This is a genomic window from Photorhabdus akhurstii, assembly GCF_019090985.1.
Lineage (GTDB): Bacteria > Pseudomonadota > Gammaproteobacteria > Enterobacterales > Enterobacteriaceae > Photorhabdus > Photorhabdus akhurstii.
Genome location: NZ_CP020335.1, coordinates 3102783 through 3124737 on the forward strand (window position 1 = coordinate 3102783; position 21955 = coordinate 3124737).

Consider the following 21955-nt stretch of genomic DNA (forward strand, 5'->3'; position numbering starts at 1 on the left):
TCCAACAGATAAACCCGTGTATTAGCTATTGGTCGACCAATGGGGATACGAGTCACTTCTGGCGATAATTCTGTGATACGGTAGGTGGTGGTAAAGGTGGCGCCCTCACTTGGTCCATAGTCATTTAATAACTGTTGCGGCGGGCTATCACGTAAAACCTGCGCCATCACATGGGGATCAAGGACATCACCGCCAACAATCAGAATCTTGATTTGTGGCAACACCGGAGACAATTCTGCCGCCAGCCGGTTAAACAGCCCGACACTCAGCCACAGCACCGTAATACGATAAGTCTGTAATGCCTGAACGAATTCTTTAGGCGTCAGCAATGTGGTGTGATCAATCACCACCAGCGTACCGCCATTGAGCAATGGCGCCCAGACTTCAAAGGTGCTGGCATCAAAAGCCGGGTTGGCCTCAAACGCCACCCGATCATCCGGCCCGATTTCAGCGTACCCATTATTGATGACCAGTCTAACCACAGCGCGGTGTGGCACCATTACCCCTTTTGGCGTGCCAGTCGAGCCGGAAGTGTACATAATATAAGCTAGCTCGGTACTGGACCTAGGCAAGTCAAGATTAAGGTAATCCTCCTCCCTGATAATACCCATCTCATCAGCAAGGCAATACGTGGGAATAGCTAGATCAATCGGGATATCAGTGAGCAATAATTTGGCTGAACAATCGCTTATCAGCCAGTTTTTCCGCTCATCTGGCACACGGGGATCGATTGGCACATACACGGCTCCGGCTTTGAGAATTGCCAATTGAGCCACAACCAGCTCAATAGATCGTTCTAACAGCACCACAATCCGATCATCCAACTGTACCCCTCGCTTAATTAACTGGCGGGCCAGTCGGTTGGCACGAGCATTTAATTCGGTATAACTGAGAATGTGCTCTTCATACACCAGCGCTACTGCATCAGGGGTTTTCTCCGCCTGCTGTTCAAACAACCGATGAATGCATGTCTGGTCAGGATATCGCGTCTGGGTTGCATTCCAGGTTTCCAGTAACAGCTTGCGCTCCGCCACGGTCAGGATATCGATTTTCCCAACTGGCTGTTGAGGGTTAGCCGCCATCTCCCGTAGTACGGTATGGAGATAACCCACCTGCCGCTCAATGGTCAGTTGATCAAACAGCACGGTGGAATAATTCAGATAACCGACAATTCGTCCATCCACCTCAGACAGGCTCAATTCAAGATCAAATTTAGCGATATCGATGAGTTGCTCGACAGGTGAAACCGTCAGTCCCGGCATCTGCCATTCCATGCCTTCATTGTTTTGCCAGGCAAACATCACCTGGAACAGCGGAGTGTGTGCCAGGTGGCGTGGTGGTTGTACGATTTCCACTACTTGTTCAAACGGTAGATCCTGATGCTCCTGTGCCGCCAGCGCAGTTTGTCGCACACGCGCCAACAATTCTGCCACATTGGGGGCGCCGGATAAGTCCATGCGCAACGCCAATGTATTTACAAAGAAACCGATCAAAGATTCCACTTCCTGCCGATTACGGCCCGCACTCGGCGTACCGATAACCAGATCTTCCTGACCTGACAAGCGTGACAGAACTGTCCCCCAGGCAGCCAACAACGTCATAAATAAGGTGACGTCCTGTTGCTCACTCAAACGTTTAAGAGATTGGGTTAATTCCGCATCCAGATTGACGGGCAATAAAGCCCCGGCAAACGACTGCTGAGATGGACGTGATCGATCAGTAGGCAAATCCAGTAGAACCGGCGCGTCTGCCAGACTCATTCTCCAATAGTCAGATTGGATTTGTAACCGCTCCGCCGACAGCCACTGACGCTGCCAGGCGGCATAATCAGGATACTGAATTGCCAGTGGCGGCAACGGATCTGGCAGCCCCATTGAAAAAGCGGTATAGAGGGCGCTTAATTCGCGCATCAATACGCCAGCCGACCAGCCGTCTGACACAATATGATGCTGAGTCAGCAAAAAGACGTAATCATCGTCAGCCCGTTGTATCAGACCCGCTCGGATTAACGGACCACCAGCAAGATAAAACGGCGCCTCCGCTTCCTGTACACATAAACGCTCAAACTGTTTATCTGCATCAGACACTTTGCGCAAATCGTGTTTGCTCATCGGCAAACCCAATTCAGCCGGCAACAATTCGACTTTAGGCTGACCATCCACCGAGATAAAGATGGAACGCAAAGCCTCGTGACGGGCAAACAAGCGATTCAGCGCCTGCTGCCAGGCGACGATATCCAACTGACCATGTAAACGCAGGGCCATTGGGACATGATAGGTCTCGCTAACCCCCTCAAATTGCGCCAGGAACCATAGACGCTGTTGAGCAAATGACAAAGGTAATGCGCCGCCCTCGCGGGATATCGGTACCATAGCAGACACGCTATTGTTCTGTTCACCAAGCTGAATCCCCATTACCTCAGCAAAGGCTGCCAATGTCGGTGATTTAAACAACGTGGTCAGCGGCAATTCAATGCCTAAAGCCGCTATTCGGTTCATCATTCGCACCGCCAACAACGAATGGCCTCCTAGGGCAAAGAAGCTGTCATACCGCCCCACCTGCTCAATCCCCAGTAACTCACGCCAGATAGCCGCCAGTGCTATCTCTGTTTCGCCTTGTGGCGCTTCGTAAATCTGACGGGAAAATGCTTCTTCGTCCGGTGCCGGCAACGCTAGACGGTCCAGTTTTCCATTTGGCGTCAACGGCAGTGTATCCAAACGGACAAAAGCCGCCGGCATCATATAATCCGGCAAAACTGTGCTCAGATGAGTACGCAGGCTATTCGCCAACTCATCGTTTTCTTCTGCCACCACCCAGGCTACCAAACGCTTATCGTGCCCCTGACCCAGCGCTAATACCACCGCTTCACGTACCGCCGGGTACTCTATTAATCGGGTCTCAATTTCACCCGGTTCAATCCGGAAGCCCCGAATTTTAATCTGCTGGTCATTACGACCAACAAATACTAAATTGCCATCTGGCAGATAACGGGCCAAATCCCCGGTCCGATACATCCGCGCATCCGGCATCTCACTAAACGGGTCATCTAAGAAGCGTTCAGTCGTCAGTTCAGGACGATTAAGGTAGCCACGCGCCACCCCCGCACCACCGACATACAACTCACCCACAACCCCCAATGGCACAAGCTGGCGGTAGGTGTCCAACAAATAAATCTGGGTGTTCGCCGTCGGATAGCCGATAGGCACTAACGTATCCGTGTAGTCTGGCGGGCAACACCAGGTCGTCGCACACACCGTGATTTCTGTCGGGCCATAGGCATTAAACACCGTCGCCCGACGACAAAGTGTCTGAAATAGTGCAGCACTAGGTGCTTCACCACCTAATATCACTGTCGGTGTTATCGTCAGCGCAGGTAAATCTCCCCCATCCCGAAGCAAAGCCGGGGTCAAACAGGCATGGGTCACTGCCTGTTGTTCCAGATAATGCCAAAGGCGAAGCGGGTCCTGACGGACGATATCGACAGCAATAACCAGACAGGCCCCACTTCCCAACGCCATCATGATTTCCCAAACACTGGCATCAAAACTCAATGAGGCAAACTGCAACATCCGGCTATCCGAGTGAATGCCAAACTGGGTGATTTTATCCCGGATAAGATTAATTAGCCCACGATGCTCAACCATCACACCTTTTGGCGTACCAGTTGAACCCGAGGTGTAAATCACATACGCCAGATGCTGCGCAGTCAGTGCGGTTACTTGCGGGTTACTGTCCGGCTTATCCGGCAAAGTATTCGGATCCAGTACAGTGAGTCCTGCAAGCGCTTTCTCACCCAGTGCGATACATCCGGCATTATCCGCCAGCACAATAGCCGGTGCTGCATCAGCCAAAATATGTGCCAAACGTTCCCTCGGATAAGCCGGGTCCAATGGAACATAGGCTCCTCCCGCTTTCAATACAGCCAGCAAGCCCATGACCATCGTCGGTGAACGTGTAACACAAATCGCTACTCGTTGGTCTGGCGCAATACCCAGCGCAATCAGTTGATGGGCCAGGCGGTTAGCGCGAGTATTCAATTCCGCATAGCTGTACCTCTGTTCTTCATACACCAGTGCCGTGGCATCCGATTTTTTCTCCACTTGTTGTTCAAATAATTGATGGATATACAACGGATCAGAATAGGCAGTTTCAGTCGCATTCCAGGTTTTTAATAACAATGTGCGTTCAGACTCGGGCAAAATTTCCAATGTCCGTACCGGCGTTTCCGGGGCCAGCTCAAGTATTTCTGCCAAACTTTCCAGCGCTTGTTGCATATAACCGCACACCCGTTCCGGATCAAATGGCTGAACAATTTGCGCTGTTAGCCCCAGCGCATTACCAAAATCCTCCACCGATAGAGTCAGTGGATAGTTGGTACGTTCCTGCGCGCCAAGAAATTCAACGCCATTCATGATTTCATTCGAAGTCGCGGATAACGCACTGTGCCGGTAGTTCAACAAAGCACTAAAGAGTGGAACTTCACCTTGTACCCCACTGCAACGTTGAGCCAGCGCCAGTGAAGCGTGTTCATGCTCCAGTAATTCGGCTAACCGGGCATGTGCCGCCTGTACACTCCCCCGTACTGGGGTATTATCCATATCCAGCCGTAACGGCAAGGTATTGATAAACAGCCCCATACCGCTGTCAGCTCCTTGCCCTGTCTGCATCCGCCCAAACAATACGGTGCCGAATACCACTTTCTCCTGTCCGCTGGTACGCGACAATACCTGTGCCCAAGCCAGATGGCACAGCGCCGCCAGACTGACACCCAAACGCCGAGCTTGACTACGCAAGCGGTTGTTCAGTATCGCGGGCAACATTCGGTACGATTGGGTCATCTGAGAACCATCCCGATGTACTTCCGTCAATCCGAACGGCAACGTCGGTTCATCCACATCTGCCAACATGTCAGTAAAGAAACGGGTATGCTCTGCCTGATTCACCCCAAGACGAACCTGAGCCACCAGATTGCGGAAAGGGACCGGTGCCGGTAAGCTCTCTTCCTGCCCGGCAAGGTACGCCTGAACTTCGCGGCTCATCACTTCCATTGCGGTATGATCGCCAATCAGATGATGCTGTAATTGCAGCGCAATCCAGCGACCATCCATCTCCTGTGCAATAACAAAACGTAACAGTGGCGCCTGGCCCAGATCGAGACGATGCTGACGCGGATCAAAACGTTGAGCCAATTGCTCATAAACCGGCCCGTCAGCAGGATCTAATATCAGTTCCACAACTGATAACGGCGCCTGACGCCAAACTACCTGAACCGGCGCAGATAATCCTTGCCAGATAAAAGCAGTACGTAGAGTATCGTGGCGATTAACCACCTGTTGCACTGCCGCAAGATAACGATCCAACAATGAACGATCAGCAAAGACCATCTGGCTGACCAATAGATATGGATCGCCTTCATTGCTTAATAAGTGGTGGAACAGAATCCCGTCCTGCAACGGTGACAAAGCATAGATATCCTGAATATTAGTCATCCCACATGGTACTTGTGCAATGATATGGTCAATCTCAGTTTGGGTCAGCTCAACCAACGGCAACATTTCAGGTGTGAGTGCCGTGGTGGCCGGTGTGATGACATTCTCCGGCACCACCACCGCTTGTGACTGCCCTACTGTTTGGGCAAATGCGGACAATACCGGAGATTGGAACAGATCATACACCGCCAGCGTTAATCCCGCGTTACGCAGACGTTCAATCATTCGCACCGCAAGCAGAGAATGGCCGCCCAAGGCAAAGAAACTGTCATGCCGACTGATCTGTTCGATACCCAACAACTCGCCCCAGATAGCGGCCAATAAGGTTTCTGTTTCCCCTTCCGGCGCTGCATAAACCTGACGAGCAAAGGCATCCGCCCCCGGCGCTGGCAGTGCTCGGCGATCCAGCTTACCGCTTGGGGTCAGAGGGAAGGCATTCAGGCGTACAAAAGCGGCCGGCACCATATAATCAGGCAAAATGGCGCTCAGATATTCACGCAGGCTCGTCGTCAATCCGTCATCTGGCTCTGCCACCACATAAGCCACCAGCCGTTTGTCCTGCCCGTCACTTAACGCCAGCACCAACGCGCCACTTACCGCAGGATGCTCCGTCAGCCGCGTTTCAATTTCTTCCGGCTCAATACGGAACCCCCTGATTTTAACCTGCTGATCGTTACGGCCAACGAATACCAGATTGCCGTCTGGCAGGTAACGGGCTAAATCCCCGGTGCGATACTGGCGGGCATCAGGTTCATTACTAAACGGATCTGTTAGGAAACGTTCAGCGGTCAACTCAGGACGATTGAGATAACCACGAGCAACACCCACGCCACCGATATACAATTCCCCCACTGCCCCCAACGGTACCGGCTGACCATAAGCATCCAGCAGATAAACCCGTGTGTTGGTTGTTGGGCGTCCAATAGGAACCCATGCATCTGTATAGTCTGATGGGCAAGACCAAGAGGTGGCGCAAACCGTAATTTCCGTCGGGCCATAATCATTGAATAGATTTGCCCGATCACACAACGTCCGGAACAGAGTTGAACCTGGCGCTTCTCCTGCAAATATTAACGTAGGCTTTATCGTTATTACCGGTAAATCGCTCTCTTCCCGGAACAGAGCCGGTGGCAGGAAAGCGTGCGTTACTGCTTGTTTTTCGAGATAAGACCAAAGACGACGCGGATCATGACGGATGATATCGGTAGGAATAACCAGACAAGCCCCGCCACTTAACGCGGTCATGATTTCCGAGACACTGGCATCAAAACCCGATGAAGCAAATTGCAATATCCGACTGGTTTCATCAACGCTAAATCGGGTAATTTGAGCCAGAGCCAAGTTAACTACCCCGCGATGTTCCACCATCACCCCTTTCGGCGTGCCGGTCGAACCTGAGGTGTAAACCACATAGGCCAAATGTCGTTCAGTCAATTCAGGTATCTGCGGATTACTGTCCGCCTGGTCAAACTGGATATTCGGATCAAGCATAATCAAGTCTGCAAGCGCCTTCTCACCCAACGCAGCACGTCCGGTATTATCCGCCAACAAAATAGCCGGCTCGGCATCAGCCAGAATATGCCCCAGACGCTCGCCAGAATAAGTCGGATCCAGTGGCACATAGGCGCCCCCGGCTTTCAGCACCGCTAACAACCCGATTATCATTGCTGGCGAACGTGCCACACAAATCGCCACTCGCTGATCAGGCATTACACCCAACGTAATCAGTTGATGCGCCAGCCGATTAGCACGCACATTTAATTCAGCATAACTGAGGATATGCCGTTCATAGACTAGCGCCGTGGCATCCGGATTTTTCTCTGCCCATTGCTCAAACAGTCGGTGAATACAACTGTGATCTGGATACGACATTTCGGTCGTGTTCCAGGTTTCCAATAACAGTTTGCGTTCCGCCACGGTCAGGATATCGATTTTCCCGACCGGCTGTTGAGGGTTAGCCGCCATCGCCCGCAGTACGGTATGGAGATAACCCACATGTCGCTCAATGGTCGCTTGATCAAATAGCGCGGCGGCATAATTCAGATAACCGACAATTTGGCCGTCCACCTCAGACAGGCTCAATTCAAGATCAAATTTAGCGATATCGATGAGTTGCTCGACAGGTGAAACCGTCAATCCCGGCAGCCGCCATTCCGTGTTCTCATTATTCTGCCAGGCAAACATCACCTGAAACAGCGGGGTATGCGCCAGTCGACGTGGCGGTTGCACGATTTCCACCACCTGCTCAAAAGGCAGGTCCTGATATTCCTGTGCTGCCAGCGCGGTTTGTCGCACCCGCGCCAATATTTCCTCCACATTGGGTTCACCGGATAAATCCATCCGCAACGCCAGCGTATTCACAAAGAAACCAATCAGAGATTCCACTTCCTGCCGACTACGACCGGCACTCGGCGTACCGATAACCAGATCTTCCTGGCCTGATAGACGCGACAGAACCGTCGCCCAAGCCGCTAACAGGGTCATAAATAACGTGACGCCCTGCTGCTCACTCAAACGTTTAAGGGATTGAGTTAACTCCGCATCCAGACTGACGGGCAAGATATTTCCGGCAAATGACTGCTGAGGCGGACGTGGCCGATCAGTAGGCAAATCCAAGAGAATCGGTGCATCGATCAGTCTCGCACGCCAATAATCAGATTGGGACTGTATACGTTCAGCCGATAGCCATTGACGCTGCCAAGCAGCGTAATCAGGATACTGAATCGTCAACGGAGACAATGGGTCCGGTTGCCCGGTAAGAAAAGCGGTGTAAAGGGTGTTCAATTCACGCATCAATACGCTGACAGACCAGCCATCGAAAATAATATGATGCTGAGTCAGCAGGAAAACGTGTTCATCATTAGCCAGTTGTACCAGAGCGGAACGAATTAACGGGCCACGAGCAAGATCAAACGGCGTACCAATTTCCTGAACAGAGAAAGACGCAAGCTGCGCCTCCACATCAGGTGTGTTACGCAGATCATATTGCTTCATCGGCAAGCCCAATGCCGCCGACAACAATTCCACCTGCGGCTGGCCGTCAACAGCAACAAAAACAGAACGCAACGCTTCGTGACGGGCAAACAGCGTATCAAGCGCCTGTTGCCAAGCGGCGATATCCAGGCGACCCTGCAAACGCAAAGCTAGCGGAATATGATAAGTCTCACTCACCCCCTCAAACTGCGCCAAGAACCACAGACGCTGTTGCGCAAATGACAACGGCAATTGGCCTTCACGGGACAGCGGAATGATAGCAGGCAATGCCTCGCCTGATGCATCAAACCGGGCACGCATCGCCTCAGCAAAGGCCATCAACGACGGGAATCTAAACAGCGTGGACAGCGGTAATTCAATCCCTAACGCCGCTAGCCGGTTTATCATTCGCACCGCCAACAGCGAATGGCCGCCCAGTGCGAAAAAGTTGTCATACCGGCTAATCCGCTCAACGCCCAGTAATTCACGCCAGATAGCCGCCAATGTGGTTTCCATCTCTCCTGATGGCGCGGTGTAAATTTGCCGGGCAAAATCTTCTTCCCCCGGTACCGGTAGCGCCCGACGGTCCAGCTTGCCATTCGGGGTCAGCGGGAAAGCATCCAGGCGGACAAAAGCGGCCGGCACCATATAATCCGGTAACACCGCACTTAAGTGAGTACGCAGACGATTGACCAACTCTTCATTCTCTTCTGCCACCACATAAGCCACCAACCGTTTGTCCTGACCATCGCCCAATACTAGAACAACGGCTTCACTCACCACCGGATGTTCCATCAGCCGGGCTTCAATTTCCCCCGGTTCAATGCGGAAACCCCGAATTTTCACCTGTTGGTCATTGCGGCCCAAGAATTCCAGATTGCCGTCCGGCAGGTAACGGGCCAAATCCCCGGTTCGGTATATCCGGGCATCCGGTTCGTCACTAAATGGATCCGGCAGGAAACGTTCTGCGGTCAGTTCAGGACGATTAAGATAGCCACAGGCAACCCCATCTCCACCGATATAAATTTCCCCTTCCGCACCCAACGGTACTGGTTGACCACTTGTATCCAACAGATAAATTCGCGTATTGGCTATTGGTCGACCAATAGGGATTCTCACCACTTCCGACGGTAACACGGTAATACGGTAGGTGCTGGTAAAGGTGGTCCCTTCACTTGGTCCATAAGCATTCAATAATTGTTGAGGTGGGTTATTACGCAGAACCTGCTTAATCACATGTGGATCAAGCACATCGCCGCCGACAATCAGGATTTTGAGCTGCGGAAGAGCCGGGGACAACTCTGCCGCCAGCTGGTTAAACAGCCCGACACTCAGCCACAGTACGGTAATGCGGTAAGTCTGTAATGCCTGAGCAAACTCTTTAGACGTCAACAAAGTCGCATGATCAATCACCACCAGCGTACCACCATTGAGCAACGGCGACCAAACTTCAAAGGTGCTGGCATCGAAAGCTGGATTAGCTTCAAACGCCACCCGATCATCCGGCCCAATTTCGGCGTACCCGTTATTGATAACCAGTCTAACTACCGCCCGATGCGGCACCATTACCCCTTTGGGTGTACCAGTCGAGCCGGAAGTATACATAATATAAGCCAGCTCAGTACTGGAGCGGGGCAAATCAGGATTGCGGTAATCCTCCGTCCTGATAGCGCCGATCTCATCGGCCAGGTCAACCGGGATATCAGTAAGCAATAATTTGGCTGAACAGTCGGTTATCAGCCAGTGCTTCCGCTCATCCGGCACTCTGGGATCGATCGGCACATAAACGGCCCCGGCCTTGAGAATAGCCAACTGAGCCACCACCAGTTCAATAGAACGTTCTAACTGCACGGCGACCCGGTTATCCGGCTGGATACCCTGCCCAATTAACCAGTGAGCCAGTTGGTTGGCACGGGCATTTAATTCGGCATAGTTGAGAATGTGTTCTCCATACACCAGCGCTATCGCATCAGGAGTGCTTTCTACCTGTTGTTCAAATAGCTGGTGAATACAACGCTGGTCCGGATATGGCGCCTGAGTCGCATTCCAGGTCTCCAGCAACAACCTTTTTTCTGCTGCCGGCAAGATATTCAATGCCCGTACTGGTGCCTCTGGCCTCTTCTCAAGGGCCTCCGCCAAGCTTTCTAGCGCCTGTTGCATATAACCACATATCCGCTCTGGATCAATCGGTTGAACAATTTGCGCCGTCAATCCCAGTGCGTGACCAAAATCCTCCACCGACAAGACAAACGGATAATTCGTGCGCTCTTGCTCGCTAAGGACTTCAATACCACTGATGATTGCATCCGTGGTAACTGGCTGCGCACTATGCCGGTAGTTCAGCAAAGCACTAAAGAGAGGCGCTTCCCCCGATACTCCACTGCAACGCTGAGCCAGCGCCAGCGACGCATGTTCATGCTCCAGCAATCCGGCTAACCGGGTATGGGCTAACCGCACCCTCTCCTGCACCGGGGTATCATCCATATCCAGCCGCAACGGCAAGGTATTGATAAATAGCCCCATGCCGCTGTCAGCCCCTTCCCCTGCCTGCATCCGCCCAAACAGCACGGTGCCGAACACCACTTTCACCTGTCCGCTGGTACGCGACAATACCTGCGCCCAAGCCAGATGGCATAATGCAGCCAAACTGACGTCCAGACGCCGGGCCTGATTGCGCAGACGATCATTCAACTTAGTGGGTAACATCCGGTGCGATTCCGTTACCTGTGAACCATCCCGATGGACTTCCGTCAACCCGAATGGCAGCGTTGGCTCGTCCACTTCAATCAACATGTCAGTAAAGAAGCGGGTATGTTCGGCCTGACCTACCCCCAACCGGGCCTGAGCCACCAAATTGCGGAAAGGGACCGGCGCAGGCAAGCTATCTTCCTGTCCGGCAAGATAAGCCTGAACCTCACTGCTCATCACTTCCAGCGTCGTATGGTCGCCAATTAGATGATGCAGCAATTGCAGTACGCTCCAGCGGCCATTCTCCTCCTGCGCTATCGCAAAGCGCAGCAAAGGTGCTTGGTTCAAGTCGAGGCGATGATGACGAGGGTCAAAATATTGAGCTAACTGGTCACGAATCGGCCCATCAACCGGATCTAATGTCAGTTCAGTGACTGACAATTGAGCCTGTCGCCAAACCACTTGAGCCGGTGCCGATAGCCCTTGCCAAACAAAGGCGGTACGCAGAATATCGTGACGGTTAATCACCTGTTGCATTGCCGCCAGATAACGATCCAGCAATGGACGATCAGCAAAATTCATTTGGCTGATTAATAGATACGGATCACCTTTATTCGCCAGCAGATGATGGAACAGAATGCCATCCTGCAACGGTGACAGGGCATAAATATCCTGAATATTGGCAACTCCACCCGGCACCTGTTCAATGATATGGTCAATTTCAGACTGAGTGAGATCAATCAACGGCAACATTTCGGGTGTAAGTGCTGTGATCGCCGGGGTAATGACATTTGTCGGCACTATCACCGCCTGTGACTGTCCTACTGTTTGGGCAAATTCAGATAACACCGGGGATTGGAATAAATCCCGTACCGCCAGTGTTAACCCCACATTACGCAGACGTTCAACCATCCGCACCGCCAGCAACGAATGACCACCCAGAGCAAAGAAACTGTCGTGCCGACTGACCTGTTCAATGCCCAACAACTCACTCCAGACAGCAGCCAGCAGGGTTTCTGTCTCTCCTTGAGGCGCTTCAAAAACCTGACGGGCAAAAGCTTCCGCACCCGGCGCTGGCAACGCTCGGCGATCCAGTTTGCCATTTGGCGTCAACGGCAAGGTATCCAAGCGTACAAAAGCTGCCGGTACCATATAATCCGGCAAAATGGCACTCAGATAGACACGCAAACTGTTAACCAGCCGGTCATCCGCTTCTGCCACCACATAAGCCACCAACCGTTTATCCTGATCGTTACCCAAAGCCAGCACCAGCGCTTCACTCACCGCCGGGTGTTCCAGCAATCGAGCTTCGATTTCCCCCGGTTCAATGCGGAAACCACGAATTTTCACCTGCTGGTCATTACGGCCCAGGAATTCCAGATTGCCATCCGGCAGGTAACGGGCCAAATCCTCGGTTCGGTACAGACGGGCATCGGGCTCACCACTAAATGGATCAGCCAGAAAACGTTCCGCCGTCAAATCGGGGCGGTTGAGATAGCCTCGCGCCACCCCCACGCCGCCAATATATAACTCTCCAACCGTGCCTAACGGCACCGGCTGGCCGTCAGTATTCAGCAAATAAACCTGTGTGTTAGCTGTTGGACGCCCAATAGCAATGACACCCTCAGTGTAGTCTGACGGACAACGCCAGGTGGCCGCACACACCGTGATTTCCGTTGGACCATACGCATTAAACACCGTTGCCCGACGACTCAGTGCTTGAAGCAACGTTGCGCTGGGTGCTTCACCACCGAGTATCAACGTCGGTCTTATTGTCATCACTGGCACATCGGTCCCTTCCCGGAACAAGGCCGGTGTCAAGCAAGCGTGGGTTATCGCCTGTTCTTCCAGATAATGCCAGAGATAGCGGGGCTCCTGACGAACCGTATCGGCAGGGATCGTCAAAGTGGCCCCACTGCACAATGCCATCATGGTTTCCCAGACACCGGCATCAAAGCCAAATGAGGCAAACTGCAACATCCGGCTACCCGGATGAATATCAAACTGAGCGATTTTTTCCTGAATCAGGTTAACCAACCCACTATGTTCAACCATTACTCCCTTTGGTATGCCGGTCGAACCGGAGGTATAAATCACATACGCCAGATGGCGTGGGATTAATGCCAGTACTTGCGGATTACTATCCGGTTGGTTTGGTAATGAATTTGGGTCCAGTACAGTTAACGCCGCCAGCACTTTTTCGCCTAACGCGGCACATCCAGTATCATCTGCCAGCACAATAGCTGGCACAGCATCAGTTAAAATATGAACCAGACGCTCCCCCGGATAAGCCGGGTCTAGCGGTACATAGGCGCCCCCGGCTTTCAATACTGCCAGCAGCCCCACTATCCGCGCTGGCGAACTCGCGACGCAAATTGCCACCCGCTGTTCTGGTGCCACTCCTAACGTAATCAGTTGATGCGCCAGCCGATTAGCACGGGCATTTAATTCAGCATAACTGAGGGCTTGTCCTGCATATACCAGCGCTATGGCATCCGGGCTTTTCTCCGCCCATTGTTCAAACAGTCGGTGAATATAACCGTAATCTGGATACGATATTTCGGTCGCATTCCAGGTTTCCAATAGCAACTTGCGTTCCGCTACGGTCAGGATATCGATTTTCCCGACCGTCTGTTGAGGGTTAGCCACCATCGCCCGCAATACGGTATGGAAATAGCCCACCTGCCGCTCAATAGTCGCTTGATCAAATAGCGCGGCGGCATAATTTAGATAACCGACAATTCGTCCATCCACCTCAGACAAACTCAATTCAAGATCAAATTTAGCGATATCGACGAATTGATCGGCAGGTGAAACCGCCACTCCCGGCAATTGCCATTCTGCGTTCTCATTGTTCTGCCAGGCAAATATCACCTGGAACAGTGGGGTGTGCGCCAGTCGGCGCGGCGGTTGCACGATTTCCACCACCTGTTCAAATGGCAGGTCCTGATGTTCCTGTGCCGCCAGCGCGGTTTGCCGCACCCGCGCCAGCAATTCCGCCACATTCGGCGTACCGGATAAATCTATCCGCAACGCCAGCGTATTCACAAAAAAACCGATCAGGGATTCCACTTCCTGCCGACCGCGACCAGCACTCGGCGTACCAATAACCAGATCTTCCTGACCCGACAGGCGTGACAGCACTGTTGCCCAGGCAGCTAACACGGTCATAAATAACGTGACGCCCTGTTGCTCACTCAGGCGTTTAAGAGATTGGGTTAACTCAGCATCCAGACTGACGGGCAATAAGGCTCCAGCAAATGACTGCTGAGGCGGACGTGGCCGGTCAGTAGGTAAATCCAGCAGAACCGGTGCATCAATCAGCCTCGCACGCCAATAATCAGATTGGGACTGTATGCGTTCAGCCGACAACCATTGACGTTGCCAGGCGGCGTAATCAGGATACTGAATCGCCAATGGCGGCAACGGATCTGACTGCCCCGCCAGAAACGCGGTGTAAAGGGTGCTCAATTCACGCATCAACACGCTGACAGACCAACCATCGAAAACAATATGATGCAGGGTCAGCAAGAAAACGTGATCATCGTCAGCCAGCTGTATCAGACTGGCACGAATTAATGGACCACTGGCAAGATCAAACGGTGTTTCAACTTCCTGAGCAGAGAGGGACGCAAGCTGTGCATCCACATCAGGCGTGTTACGCAGACCATATTTTTTCATCGGCAGGCCCAATGCCGCCGACAACAATTTCACCTGCGGCTGACCGTCAACAGCAATAAAAACGGAACGCAACGCTTCATGGCGGGCAAACAGCGTATCAAGCGCCTGTTGCCAGACGACGATATCCAGTCGACCACGCAAATGCAGGGCCAACGGAATATGATAGGTCTCACTCACTCCCTCAAACTGGGCGAGGAACCACAGACGCTGTTGCGCAAATGACAACGACAATTTACCCTCACGGGATAGCGGAACGATAGCGGGCAATGCCCCGCCTGACTCATCAAACCGGGCACTCATCACTTCAGCAAAGGCCATCAAAGACGGGAATGTAAACAGCGTGGACAATGGCAATTCAATCCCCAACGCCGCTATCCGGTTCATCATCCGCACCGCCAACAGAGAATGACCGCCCAGTGCAAAAAAGTTGTCATATCGGCTAATTCGCGCAACGCCCAGTAATTCACGCCAGATAGCCGCCAATGTGGTTTCCATCTCCCCTGACGGCTCAGCGTAAATCTGCCGGGCAAAATCTTCTTCCCCCGGCACCGGTAATGCCCGTCGATCCAGTTTGCCATTCGGTGTCAACGGGAAGGCATCCAGACGCACAAAAGCGGCCGGCACCATATAATCCGGTAAAACCGCACTTAAATGAGTATGCAGACGGTTAACCAATGCCTCATCCACTTCTGCCGCCACATAAGCCACCAACCGTTTATCCTGACCATCATCCAGTGCCAGCACGACCGCTTCTCTCACCGCTGAGTGTTCCATTAATCGGGCTTCGATTTCACCCGGCTCAATGCGGAAACCACGGATTTTCACCTGCTGGTCATTTCGGCCCAAGAACTCCAGATTGCCGTCCGGCAGATAGCGGGCCAAATCCCCGGTACGGTACATTCGGGTATCCGGTTCACTACTGAACAAATCTGGCAGAAAACGTTCCACGGTCAGTTCAGGGCGATTGAGATAACCCCGTGCCACACCGGCCCCGCCAACATATAACTCACCTACAGCGCCTAACGGTACTGGCTGACCATACTTATCCAACAGATAGAGGGTTAAGTCCGGGATCCGCGTGCCAATAGGACTCGTTGTCTGTTCTGCATCATGGCGGCCCAGTGCTCGGTAAGTGACGTGAACCGTGGTCTCGGTGATACCGTACATATTCACCAACTGAGGCAACGTCTCCTCACGCAGGGCATACCACGGCTTCAAAATACTCGGATCGAGGGCTTCCCCGCCAAAGATGATATAGCGCAAGCAGTCCGGTAACGGATTGGCGACATAACTGGCAATAAAGGCTTTGAAGGCACTGGGGGTTTGATTCAACACCGTGATACCGTGCTGACACACGAATTGATGCAGCTCCTGGGGTGAGCGGGCAATCGCGTGCGAAACCAGCACCAGTTTAGCGCCGTAGCGTAATGCCCCCCATAATTCCCATACCGAGAAGTCAAACGCTATGGAATGGAACAGGCACCAAATATCCTGCCGATTAAAGTGATACCAGGATTTAGTCGCGTCAAACAAACGCAGGATATGACGATGTTCGACCATCACCCCCTTCGGCGTGCCGGTCGAACCCGAGGTGTAAATCACATAGGCCAGATGCTGTGCCGTCAATGTCGGCACTTGCGGGTTACTGTCCGGCTGATCAGGCAAACTATTCGGGTCAAGTACCGTCAGACCTGCCAGCGCGTCCTCTCCCAGCGCATCACGCCCGACGTTATCCGCCAGCAAAATAGCGGGGGCAGCATCGCTCAAGATATATGCCAGGCGCTCACCGGTATAGACCGGATCTAGCGGCACATAGGCCCCCCCGGCTTTCAGCACCGCTAATACCCCCACCACCATTGCCGGTGAACGTGACACGCAAATCGCTACCCGTTGGTCCGGCGTAACGCCCAACGTGATCAGTTGATGTGCCAGACGGTTGGCACGGGCATTGAGTTCGGCATAGCTGAGACTCTCTTCTTCATATACCAGTGCTGTGGCATCTGGACTTTTCTCTGCCCATTGCTCAAACAGTCGGTGAATACAATCGTGATCCGGATACGACGTTTCTGTTGTATTCCAAGTTTCCAACAACAGCTTTTTTTCCGCTGTCGGCAAGATATTCAGTGTTCGTACCGGTGTCTCCGGATGCTGTTCAAGCGCCGCGGCCAGACTTTCCAACGCCTGTTGCATATAACCGCATACTCGTTCTGATTCAAATGGCTGCACCACCTGAGCGGTCAATCCCAACGTAGAACCGCCGTCCTCTACTGACAGTACAAACGGATAGTTGGTTCGTTCCTGTGCACCAAGGAATTCAATACCTGGCACTACCTTATTTGGAATCGCCGACTGATCATTATGTCGATAATTCAGCAAAGCACTAAAGAGCGGAGTTTCCCCCTGCACACTGCTACAACGCTGGGCCAATGCCAGTGACGCATGTTCATGATCCAGTAATTCCGCCAGTCGAGTATGTGCTGCCTGTACACTGTCCTGTACCGGGGTATCATCCACATCCAGCCGTAATGGCAAGGTATTAATAAACAGCCCCATACCGCTGTCAGCGCCTTGCCCCGCTTGCATCCGACCAAACAATACGGTACCGAACACCACTTTCGTCTGTCCGCTGGTATGTGACAACACCTGTGCCCAAGCCAAATGGCACAAAGTCGCCAAACTGACGCCCAGACGCCGGGCCTGGCTGCGCAGGCGGTCATTCAACTTAGTGGATAACATCCGGTGCGATTCTGTCACCTGCGAACCATCCCGATGCACCTCCGTCAACCCGAATGGCAGCGTCGGTTGATCCACCTCATCCAACATGTCAGTAAAGAAGCGGGTATGTTCAGACTCACTCATCCCCAATCGGGCCTGAGCCACTAGATTACGGAAAGGGATCGGCACAGGTAAGTTCCCTTCCTGTCCGGCAAGATAAGCCTGAATTTCACCATTCATCACTTCCAGCGTCGTATGGTCGCCAATCAGATGATGCAGCAATTGCAGTACGCTCCAACGACCATCCTCTTCCTGCGCTACCGCAAAGTGCAATAAGGGTGCTTGGTTCAAATCAAGGCGATGATGTTGTAAGTCAAAATGTTGAGCTAACTGATCACGGACCGGCCCATCAATCGGGTCTAGTGTCAGTTCAGTGACTGATAATTGAGCCTGACGCCAAACCACTTGAACAGGCGCTGATAATCCTTGCCAAACAAAGGCGGTACGCAGAATATCGTGACGGTTAACCACCTGTTGCACTGCCACTAAATAACTGTCCAACAAGGCACGGTCAGCAAAGATCATCTGGCTAATAAATAGATACGGATCACCCTTATTCGCCAGCAGATGATGGAACAAAATACCGTCCTGCAATGGTGACAAACCATAAATATCTTGAATATTGGCAACCCCACCTGGTACCTGAGCCACAATATGGTCAATCTCAGTCTGAGTCAGATCAATCAACGGCAACATTTCAGGTGTAAGTACCGAGGTTGCCGGGGTAATAACATTCGCCAGCACCAATAGCGCCGGTGATTGCCCTACTGTTTGGGCAAATTCAGATAACACCGGGGATTGGAATAAATCACGTACTGCCAGTGTTAACCCCACATTACGCAGACGTTCAATCATTCGTACCGCCAGCAACGAATGCCCACCCAAAGCAAAAAAACTGTCGTGCCGACTGACCTGTTCAATGCCCAACAATTCACTCCAGACAGCAGCTAGCAGAGTTTCTATCTCCCCTTGCGGCGCGGCATAAACCTGACGGGCAAAGGCTTCTGCCCCTGGCGCAGGCAACGCTCGGCGATCCAGTTTGCCGTTTGGCGTCAACGGGAAGGTATCCAAGCGTACAAAGGCTGCCGGTACCATATAATCCGGCAAAATGGCACTCAGATAGGCACGCAAGCTATTAACTAGCCCGTCATCTGCTTCTGCCACCACATAAGCCGCCAGCCGTTTATTCTGACCATCGCCCAGAGCCAGCACCAGTGCTTCGTTCACAGCCGGGTGTTCCAGCAATCGAGCTTCAATTTCCCCCGGTTCAATACGGAAACCACGGATTTTCACCTGCTGGTCATTACGGCCCAGAAATTCCAGATTGCCATCCGGCAGGTAGCGGGCCAAATCCCCGGTCCGGTACAGACGGGCATTGGGTTCACCACTAAACGGATCGGCCAGAAAACGTTCCGCTGTCAAATCAGGGCGGTTGAGATAGCCTCGCGCTACCCCCACACCGCCAATATACAGCTCACCGACCGCGCCTAACGGCACTGGCTGGCCGTCAGTATTCAGCAAATAAACTTGTGTGTTAGCTGTCGGACGTCCAATCGCAATGACGCCCTCAGTGTAGTCTGACGGACAACGCCAGGTAGCTGCACACACCGTGATTTCCGTTGGGCCATACGCATTAAACACCGTTGCCCGACGACTCAGTGCCTGAAGCAGTGTTGCGCTAGGCGCCTCACCACCGAGTATCAACGTCGGTCTTATTGTCATCACCGGCAGATCGGTCCCCTCCCGAAGTAAGGCCGGTGTCAGGCAGGCATGGGTTATCGCCTGCTCTTCCAGATAATGCCAGAGATAGCGAGGTTCCTGACGAATCATGTCGTCCGGGATCGCCAAAGCAGCCCCACTGCACAATGCCATCATGGTTTCCCAGACACTCGCATCAAAGCCAAATGAGGCAAACTGCAACATCCGGCTACCCGGATGAATATCAAACTGAACGATTTTTTCCTGAATCAGGTTAACCAGCCCATGATGTTCGACCATCACGCCCTTTGGTATGCCGGTCGAACCGGAGGTATAAATCACATACGCCAGATGGCGTGGGGTTAACGCCGGTACTTGCGGGTTACTATCCGGGTGGTTGGGCAATGAATTCGGGTCCAGCACGGTCAGTGTTGCCAGTACTTTTTTGCCTAACGCGGCACGTCCAGTATCATCTGCCAGTACAATAGCTGGTTCAGCATCGGTCAAAATATGAACCAGACGTTCCCCCGGATAAGCCGGGTCTAGCGGTACATAGGCCCCCCCGGCTTTCAGTACTGCCAGCAGCCCCACTATCCGCGCTGGCGAACTCGCGACGCAAATTGCCACCCGCTGCTCTGGTGAGACTCCCAACGTAATCAGTTGATGCGCCAGCCGATTAGCACAGGCATTTAATTCAGCATAGTTAAGAACGCGTTCTTCATACATCAGCGCTATAGCGTTAGGGGTTTTCTCCACCTGTAGTTCAAACAGCCGGTGAATACATAACCGGTCAGGATATACCGTTTCAGTCGCGTTCCAGGTTTCCAGCAGCAGCGTGCGTTCAGCTTCAGGCAACAAATTAAGTTGCCAGACGGGAATGTCATTCCGTTCATCTGCCGATAATGCCAACACCTGTAAATGTTCACTCATCCGCTGAACCACTTCCGTACTCAAACGGTTTATATCGTAAATCCAGCGAAAACCACCCTGAGTATTTATCTGGAGTGTCAGCAATTCACCTAATGCATTCTGCTCCCACTGTTTATTATCCGGCGTGAAAGAGACGGCAACTCGCCACGGGCGACTTGCTGTTAATGCTGGGATAACACACAGTGAAGGAGAACAAGAAAGGAGATCACGGCAAAATGTACGATGCTGCGTCAGCCGTGCAAGCTCACCCTCCATCCAATTCGCTACCGCATACCACGGCTGATCAAACTCCACCTTAACAGTCATTGGCACCACTGGCGCCAAAACAGACAACACATCCGATTCATCTTTTACCCTATCCACACACCAGCCGATTTGGAACTCGGTTTGATGAGTCAAACGTGCAAGATAGATAGCAAATGTCTGTAACAGTGTCTGCAATGGTTTTTTTTCACCATTTTCTAATAGCGGAGATTGCCAAGCACTTAATGCCCATTCCGGTGCTGCTGACTTCCCGGCAGTTTCGAAAGGTAATTGGAGTGGCAGAAAAGAGGCAAGACGCTCATGCCAGAATGATTCACTGGGTGCCAATGCCTGGAGGATATCTTTTACATTCTGAGTCTGTTGTGAAGAAAGCAGAGGCAACTGCTTGCCTGGTCCAAGTTCTGATATATCAGCAAGTTCCCCAGCGGAGAGTAATTCTCCCTCAAGTGTGGCAAACCCTCCGAGCCTAACATCCTCACTTCCGGTTGTTACCTGCCAGGCATCCTCCTCTACAGCAATCAACGTACCGGGTGCCCCTCCAGAATAGTGATTCAGCCGTTGAAGCCAGGAAATTCGCACTGTGCCCCATTTCAGTAACAGTTTCGGGCAACCCAGTGGATTTAAATAATTTTCGCCAAAATCTAATGCCCGTACTAAAGCTGAAAGTACCTCACCCGACTGCTGCCAACACAGATACCCCCCACCATCGGGACGACGAGACTGAGCATAAAAACTTCGTTGTGTCAGATCCTGCGGATAAGTCACCAACTCTTCCTGCTCAAGATCCCGAAGCAATTTGATAAACCCTTCCTGAGCTGCCTGATAACATTTCAGATTCAATGAAAATGCATTATCGTGTTCCTCAATAGATACCGGCCATTGCACCGCTATATCACCAGTGTCCACCCCTGCCTCAATACAATGCCACGAAATGGCGTAATGTGTCTCCCGCGCTAACAGTGCCCAAGAAGTGGCATGACTTCCCGCATAACGTGGCAAGGGGCTATTGTGATAATTAAAAGCACCGCAGCGAATCTGCCCAATCAGCGACACAGGCAGGATAATCGGATTAACGATGGAGAACAGCCAGTCCACAGGATGTTGTGCAATTTGCGCTTGTAATGCCTCGACAGAGTTCACACAAATAATCTCTTTCCGGGCAGCCCATGTTTGCAGGACGGTATCAGTCGTCAGTATTGCTTGTATTGTATGCCCGGCCGCCTGAATTTGTTCGGCACAGAATATTGCAAGGGTCGTTCCCCCGACCACGACGCAATTACGTGACAGAGCAGGTATATTCTTTACGTTATTGGTTATATTTTCTGATGTCTGAGAGAGAAGTTCGGCTTTAAGGATACTTTCCGCTTTTTTAGTAATGCTATCTTTCATCTACTACCTCAATAAATCTGTTAGATATTTGGCAACTATCATTCTTAGCAATCATCACAAGTGTTTTT

1 protein-coding gene (running past one end of the window) is annotated in these 21955 nt (G+C 52.2%); it reads right to left on the reverse strand.

Going from position 1 to position 21955, the window contains the following annotated elements:
• Positions 1-21887, reverse strand: partial view of a non-ribosomal peptide synthase/polyketide synthase gene (locus tag B0X70_RS13465; protein ID WP_217469567.1) — the start only. The gene continues 27229 nt to the left of window position 1, outside the view; only the first 21887 of its 49116 coding nucleotides appear in the window; the start codon lies at positions 21885-21887; its stop codon lies off the left edge, out of view.
• Positions 21888-21955: the final 68 nt, after the last annotated feature.